Annotated in this window: 7 protein-coding genes and 1 pseudogene; all 8 read right to left on the bottom strand. The window is 36.2% G+C overall.

Going from position 1 to position 7,419, the window contains the following annotated elements:
* Positions 1-168 precede the first annotated feature (168 nt).
* The gene (locus tag NATSA_RS14405) at positions 169-1,836 is read right to left on the bottom strand and encodes an asparagine synthase-related protein (RefSeq protein WP_210513313.1); all 1,668 of its coding nucleotides are present in this window, start codon (positions 1,834-1,836) and stop codon (positions 169-171) included.
* A gap of 12 nt (positions 1,837-1,848) precedes the next feature.
* The gene (locus NATSA_RS14400) at positions 1,849-2,781 is read right to left on the bottom strand and encodes a glycosyltransferase (protein ID WP_210513312.1); all 933 of its coding nucleotides are present in this window, start codon (positions 2,779-2,781) and stop codon (positions 1,849-1,851) included.
* Positions 2,778-3,782: a hypothetical protein gene (locus NATSA_RS14395; protein WP_210513311.1), complete on the bottom strand. Its 1,005-nt coding sequence runs from the start codon at positions 3,780-3,782 to the stop codon at positions 2,778-2,780. Before NATSA_RS14395 ends, NATSA_RS14400 begins: the two co-directional genes overlap by 4 nt.
* A 419-nt stretch (positions 3,783-4,201) precedes the next feature.
* Positions 4,202-4,273: pseudogene (locus NATSA_RS15880) on the bottom strand (dTDP-4-dehydrorhamnose 3,5-epimerase); the annotation flags it as partial.
* Between the two features lie 182 nt (positions 4,274-4,455).
* Entirely contained in the window at positions 4,456-4,590 is a 135-nt protein-coding gene (locus NATSA_RS15875) for a dTDP-4-dehydrorhamnose 3,5-epimerase family protein (RefSeq protein WP_210513317.1), read from the bottom strand.
* Positions 4,591-4,606: 16 nt separating this feature from the next.
* Positions 4,607-5,488 carry a glucose-1-phosphate thymidylyltransferase RfbA gene (gene rfbA / locus NATSA_RS14380; RefSeq protein ID WP_210513310.1) on the bottom strand — a complete coding sequence of 294 codons (882 nt, stop codon included), beginning with the start codon at positions 5,486-5,488 and terminating at the stop codon, positions 4,607-4,609.
* 25 nt (positions 5,489-5,513) lie between these two features.
* Positions 5,514-6,584 (bottom strand): dTDP-glucose 4,6-dehydratase, encoded by a 1,071-nt coding sequence (gene rfbB, locus NATSA_RS14375; RefSeq protein ID WP_210513316.1) that lies wholly within the window; start codon positions 6,582-6,584, stop codon positions 5,514-5,516.
* A 74-nt stretch (positions 6,585-6,658) separates the two neighbouring features.
* Positions 6,659-7,408 (bottom strand): hypothetical protein, encoded by a 750-nt coding sequence (locus tag NATSA_RS14370; RefSeq protein WP_246481853.1) that lies wholly within the window; start codon positions 7,406-7,408, stop codon positions 6,659-6,661.
* Between the last annotated feature and the right edge of the window lie 11 nt (positions 7,409-7,419).

Below are 7,419 nucleotides of genomic sequence, written 5' to 3'. Positions count from 1 at the left end.
AACAACAGACCACGAAAAAAACTTGGATATAAAACGCCTTTTGAAGTATTCTTCAATACCTTCAAACCTTTAACTATACCCGATACCTCATAAATCATAATCGGGCACTTGGAATGTTATTCTGCCCGTTCCATGTGAAGAAGTAGGCAGATGAATAGTGATTTGAAATTATTTGTTGATAACGAACAGTGTTTGTAATAATCTGACCTTGTATTTACTTGATATCATATCCAGGTCAATACCATAGTGATTTTGATTTACTATCTCTCCACGAATTATGTCATTAAAGTCATTCAAAGACTGAGAATTAAAAAAGTCATTCATCGAAAAATTGAACCCTTTAGTATCTTTTCCAAATGATTCCTGAATTCCCTGCCTGGATGTTATCTTATCAATAATTTTTCTGTTTGAAATTATGGCAAGTCTTGCCAAGCTTCCTAAAGTTCCACCAATCGCAGGAATCCTATTATTGCTTCCAGGAACAAAAGCAGCGATTCCAAGTGATTTTCGAAATGCTTTCCTGAAGACTTTCCGGTCAATCCGGAATTTATCCGGCATAGCTGCAGCCAATTGGTATACCCGGTTATCCAAAAAAGGTTCTATCAGTTTGGGACCGACTCGTAACGTACTCAAATAATGAGGGTACGTGGTTCTGTGAGTTCCCATTGGCCATAACGTGTGCCAGTTCCCGGCTGTCAACGGTCTGATTTCTTTGAATCGTAAATGGAATTTCCACCTTCTTTCCCATATAGCATACGCTAAGTCCTTATGAAGCCATGCAAGATCATCTGGACTATGTACCCCGGATATATCATCCGGATTATATGGATACATTCTTTCCGGCCCGGCACCTTTAAAGCTATACCCGGTATTTTTCATCCATGCGGTTTTAAACAAGGTATCAGCAGCATATCCCCCCAGAAGAAGATCAGAATTCTCATACGGCTTTGCTGTGTCACCAAATAAGTGCGTGTGTCTGATATCCCTGCCGGACCCAATGAGTTCTATCCTTTCCTTAAAGTTGTTTCTGTAAAAACCGGCAGGTCTTTGCACCCATTCCAGTGGACGGTTCAAAGTTCGTGCAACCATATTAGCCAATGCATATTCCCTATTTTTGAAATCCAGAATGGTTGTTAGCTTGCATGAATATGCTTTTGGAATAAAAGATGTAACAACTCTTGCATCCTCTCCACCGGAAAAAAGAACCCGAATATTCTTTTTATCAGAGATGTTTTCATGAACGGAATCCCGAACCATGTTTCTGAGTTCAAAGGCCCAGTCCTCCAAATTTTTATTGCTAGTTTCCTCTATGGGCTTGTAATAAGATTCCGATTCCATATCCAAGTCAGTAAAAGTGTTAATGGAACCTGGATCAATTGCGTATATGTTTTGATAGGTAGTATAAGGATGGCAAATGGTTTCATTGACAATGAAGTCTGCTATGGACACATTATCAAATTCAGGATTCCCGATTTTTTCAGCAACCTTTTCAGGTTTTGTGCTTAAAGCTAAACAGTTTTGGGTTATTCCGTAATACAAAGGTATACTGCCCGACACATCCGTAATTACATGTAATTTGTTACTTCCAATTATTATGACTGCAAAGTTGCCAACGGTATTCTGAAGTTCATTTTTGATACTTAGTAGTCTTTCATGATTGATCTCATCCTCTATAACGTGTGCAAGTTTAGCATTTCCTAATATGTAAATATGGTATTTTTTAAGAGTGTATTCATTTATGTTATCTGTATTTTCTACGGATACATTGAATGTGATGTTTCTCTTATTTGAATTGAGATTATTCAATAGTTGACTATAATAAACAGTAATATCCATGATTATTTATCTTTAAAGTAGAATATCATGAACAGCACTCCTTGCCCCTTTGATATTTTTATATTTGCCATTAAGGAAAAAGATAATAATCGGTATAATTCTCCAAATTCTTCGCTTTCTTATTAAGTTTTTTCTTTGAACATAGAATTCTCTTATCTCTATTATTTTTTTTATGTACGATAATATTTTTTCTTTTTTTTCATCATCAGTATTATTTATTTTTTTTGCCATTTCTGAGATGACCGTTTCATATTCCCTCATTCTTTTTTCGTATTTTATTTCATTATTTTTGATACTTTTGTTTTCTGTATTTTGGCTTTTCTTATTTTTCATGATGGCAGAGTCATGTCTTCTATAATACTGCAAACATTCATTTACGACTTTTTTGCTATCCAGAGCACTTGCAAAATGATAAATCCAGCCATCGTGCGAACCGAATTCTACAGGAATTGGCAAGCACAGGTCCAACAACTCTCGCTTAATGGAAGTAAATGATCCTGAAAGATATTTTTGATACTTTTTGGGTTTAGAAGATATTATCTTGAATGAAGTTATACCGGTAGTATTAAGATTTTCATCTGTGATCATTTTATCATTAACTATTAAAAGCTCAGTACTTTTGCTTGCTACCTTTTCAATCGTTTCTATTTTATTATTAAACCAGACATCATCTTGATCACTAAGTAGTATCAAGTCCCCAGTTGTTTTACTCAATGCAACATTGAAGTTCCCGGCATAACCCAAATTACTTTTATTCTGTGAATAGACAACCTTGAATGGTGCTTCTTCTGCAAACTTTTTAATTATCTCGAATGTTTTATCCGATGAAAGATCATCAGATATAATTAATTCATCAGGCAATCTTGATTGGTTGACGAAACTACCCAGTTGTTCATTTAAGTGTTTTACACCATTATATGTTGCTAATGCTATAGATATTTTCATTTTATTAACATATATATATTGTACATTTTCCTGTACCTACTTTTTATGAACCTTAATACATGTTCTGGTATATTTTTTCCTATTTTGTATTTTCTAAAATAGCAAATCAATATAAATACAAAAACATTACATTGAATTATTTTTTCACATATATTTTTACTATATACATTTTTTCCAATTCTTAAGGCAATTTGATATATATCATTAATGCTATCTTTTTCTTCAAAACTAGATACTACACCCCACGCTAAATCAAAACCTACTGGATACACGCCGGCTCGATCCCAATCCCATAAATAGCCATCTTTATTGAAATTTTTATATGAAAGATCACCATGAGATAAAGTTATGTGCTTCTTAGTAAGCAGAACATCATTAATAAACTTTAATAGCGATTCATTATTAATCCATTTTGGATAATTTGCTCTTCTTATATAATATAGTCCTTCTTTTACAACTTGATCTTCTAATAGATTATTAAACTGATTATATGCATGGAATACCACATCCTCATTATTTAAGCTATATAACTCTTTTAAATAAAAAAGCAATAATTCTTCTTTTTCTTTGTTACTTAGCTGCCTTTTATCAGTAATGTTATTCAAATATTCATAATAATATATTACTAACTCATTAGTTCTTACTACACTTACAATTAGAGGAATTTTTATATTTACAATATATTTTTGAAGTACTGATGAATATAAGTCGATATGTTTATCATCATTGCTTTTTGCAAAGACAATCTTTTCGAATAATTTTTCACCTTTTGTATTTTCAACATATCTATAAGTTCCTAATGCACCTTCGCCATAACCTGATCTAATAAATATTTTTTTTACATGCGTATTTGAAAATATACAACTATTTGCATACATTTCACAGACCCGTTCAAATAAAACATGATTTTCAAACTCTCTTGCTACCTTGCAAAGTAATTTTAATCTTTTTTTATTTACAGTTGAGTTACAAAGTTTAAAATAATAAAAATAGAATTTCATACATTTCGACCCTGCAAGTGTAAAATGTTTAGATATTTTCACACCTGTAGGCCTTGTGAAATAATACCAAAAAAGTATATGTATAGGAAAAAGAAATATATTAAAAACTCTATTTATAATAAAATTTTTATGCATTCTTATTTATGTGTATTGTTCTCTTATACATCAACAATATATTTATAAAGCACAAGTTTTCAGAGTTAATATATTTGATTATTCTTAATTTATTATAAATTGTAAATTTTATGTATGATATTTTATTATTGGTATTTTTTGTGTTACAACAAACTAATAAATAAATATTCCTATATATAGCTAATCACCATTTATTCTAATTCTACTATGTTTGTATCATGATACTTTGTTTTATACCATTCAATATTGTTGGTAATATCATTCCTTTATATCGTACATTTATATTATGGATCATAATATTCTGTGCATTTGTACTGAAAATAAGCGACATCGCTCAGAATATAAAACCCATGTGCTAACCCCCGGGGATATCAACTTCTTGTATTCATTTTTTCTGACAGATTTTATTCACCCATTTACCAATTATTGAGGAGTTTTTTCCTATATATCAACCAAATACTTCTTCTTATTAGACGCTCACCAGTTAGCCCTGAGTCTGTTTGACCTGATAGTGCAACCCTCGCAGATTATGCTTCACCTAAAGGCTATATTTGTCCTGTACAAACCTGGTTGCATTACCTGCTTCGGTAAATGCTCTCTGATTCCAAGTCTCCATGAAGTATCCACGGTCGTCTTTATAAACGCTGGGTTCAATTATCAGAACATCCGGTATTCTGAATTGATGATATTCACATGTCTATTCCATTTTCTTTTGCCAAACGAAGCAAATACTGCCCGTAACCGTTCTTTTCATAATATTTGGCAATGGCCAGCATTTTTTGATCATCTATCCAGCCTTTACGCCATGCTATTTCTTCCGGACAGGATATTTTCAATCCCTGTCGGCGCTCAATGGTCTCCACAAACTGAGAGGCTTCGAGCATAGCCTCATGGGTTCCAGTATCAAGCCAGGCATACCCACGTCCCAGTACTTGCACATGCAGGGTACCTTTATCCAGGTATTCCTGATTGACTGAGGTGATTTCCAGTTCACCTCGCGCTGATGGTTTAATTTGTTTTGCAATTTCAACCACTCGATTGTCATAGAAATAGAGACCGGTCACCGCAATGTTGCTTTTGGGGGTTTTGGGCTTTTCTTCTATACTTATCGCCCGGTTGTTTTTTCCTATTTCGGCGACACCGAAGCTCTGGGGATTGCTGACATGGTACCCAAATACGGTAGCTCCATTCGGATCTTTAGCTGCTATTTCAAGCATTGGTGGTAATCCATGTCCATAAAAAATATTATCGCCCAGGATAAGGCATACGTTGTCATTACCAATAAAACTTTCACCTATTATGAAAGCCTGTGCCAGTCCATCCGGGCTGGGTTGAACTTCATAGGAGAGCCGAACTCCCCAATCCGCCCCATCTCCTAACAGACGCTGAAAGCCGGCCTGATCTTCCGGAGTGGTAATGATGAGAATGTCACGTATCCCGGCAAGCATCAAAACAGATAAAGGATAATAGATCATCGGCTTGTCATAAACCGGCATCAACTGTTTGGATATTCCCTTTGTAACAGGATAGAGCCGTGTGCCGGATCCACCGGCGAGTATAATTCCTTTCATGATGAGTTGATTTTATTATGACAGATCAGGCACCTGCACCCAATCGTGTTAAATCATAGTTGTTTTTAGTAACTGTTTCGCACCAGGCTACATTTTCAAGATACCATTGAATCGTTTTTTTAATCCCCGTTTCAAAGGTCTCTTCAGGCTTCCACCCAAGTTCGTGTTCAATCTTGGTGGCGTCAATGGCATAACGTAAATCATGCCCGGGACGATCAGTGACAAATGAAATCTGCTCCCGAAACCTGTGTGAATCGGGCCTGGGAACCAGATTATCCAGAGTATCACAAATTGTATGGACTACATCAATGTTCTGTTTTTCATTATGTCCGCCGATATTATAAGTTTCACCCGGTGTACCCCTCTCCAAAACACGCAACAATGCACGTACATGATCGTCAACATATAACCAGTCACGTACATTTTCTCCTTTGCCATATACAGGGATCTGTTCACCCTGAAGTGCTTTTAATATAACTACGGGAATCAGCTTTTCCGGAAACTGGTAAGGACCATAATTATTGGAACAATTGGTAATCAACACAGGAAGACCAAATGTGTGAAACCAGGCACGCACAAGATGATCTGAAGAGGCCTTGCTGGCCGAATACGGTGAACGGGGATCGTACGGGGTTAATTCCGTAAACATTCCCTCTTTGCCAAGCGAACCGTAGACTTCATCTGTGGATACATGGAGAAAACGAAATCCATTTGCCCTGGAATCCGGAAGGGTCTTCCGGAACCGGGCAGCCTCCTCCAGCAACTGCCAGGTACCGGTAATATTGGTACGGATAAAATCGGCAGCTCCATCAATGGAGCGGTCAACATGGGACTCGGCTGCCAGATGTATTACCGCATCCGGTTCATACTGGTTGTAGATTCTTCTTATATCAGTGGCATCGCAGATATCGGATTTTTCAAAATGGTATCGGTCAGAACCGCTTATCTCCTCCAGTGACTCAAGATGTCCGGCGTAAGTTAGTTTATCGATATTTACCACCCTGTGTTCCGTTTGATTGATGAGATAACGAACAAGAGCAGAGCCAATAAAGCCAGCACCACCCGTGACAATTAACGTCTTGGCACCTTTATTCATAAGCACATTGGTTAGGTTTTAATTATCAAACTGTTTTAATCAAATCCCCGTATTTTATACGAGGCAATTCAGCGTTATTTAAAACGGTTAATAACACGGCCGATAAATCTCTTATATCCTCCCTGTTCATATAAAGCAGATGTTCCTCCTGCAAAAGACCACTTTTTAATTCCATTCAGACCATCGATTTTCAAGAACATTTCTGCATATGGCAGAAGGTACGGATCACGTTCCAGCAGTTTCTTACACTGAACACTATCCATCAGCTGAATGGGATAAAAACCGGCACCTGAAACAAATTCCGAAAGCTTATGCATAAGCGCTCTTTTCCTGTTTCGATATGATATTGTAAAAGGGAGATACATCATGAACGGATATACCGCATACCCTTTTTGAATACCTTTTCTACGGGTCATATTATCAATGTTTCTTTCCATGCCATCCAAGGAACCAATTTCTTTTAAAAAACGATTGACATGGAAAATCCCGACTGCAGAAAATCCCGAGTATGACAATTCCAAATTTTTAAGATATGCCGTACCTGCCTCATCCATATGCCACTGATCCATTTTTTTCATTATCGAAGCCTTGAAAAAACAAGGGTAAAATTGTACAGACCTGCTATTTATTTCAAAAAATGTCTCAATGCTTTGCAGATCATCTCCGGAAACAGTTCTCACGAATTGCATATCGTCCTGAATGAACAAGACATATGGCACCTTCTTATTTTCAGCCGCATCACACATGGCATAGTTCATGTTGGAATACAAGCCACCGGTTTTTTTATCAAATTTTTCCTTAACCGGAGCTACAACTTCAAACATGTTACTCCATT

The sequence above is a fragment of the Natronogracilivirga saccharolytica genome (genome assembly GCF_017921895.1).
GTDB classification, from domain to species: Bacteria; Bacteroidota; Rhodothermia; order Balneolales; family Natronogracilivirgulaceae; genus Natronogracilivirga; species Natronogracilivirga saccharolytica.
The sequence above is the reverse complement of the archived record's forward strand: the minus strand, read 5'-3'. Positions and strand labels throughout refer to the sequence as shown.

Coding starts and splice junctions, on each gene's coding strand:
- rfbA (WP_210513310.1), bottom strand. CDS start 5,488: ATGAAAGGAATTATACTCGCCGGTGGATCCGGCACACGGCTCTATCCT.
- NATSA_RS14400 (WP_210513312.1), bottom strand. CDS start 2,781: ATGAAAATATCTATAGCATTAGCAACATATAATGGTGTAAAACACTTA.
- NATSA_RS14395 (WP_210513311.1), bottom strand. CDS start 3,782: ATGAAATTCTATTTTTATTATTTTAAACTTTGTAACTCAACTGTAAAT.
- NATSA_RS14370 (WP_246481853.1), bottom strand. CDS start 7,408: ATGTTTGAAGTTGTAGCTCCGGTTAAGGAAAAATTTGATAAAAAAACC.
- NATSA_RS14405 (WP_210513313.1), bottom strand. CDS start 1,836: ATGGATATTACTGTTTATTATAGTCAACTATTGAATAATCTCAATTCA.
- rfbB (WP_210513316.1), bottom strand. CDS start 6,584: ATGAATAAAGGTGCCAAGACGTTAATTGTCACGGGTGGTGCTGGCTTT.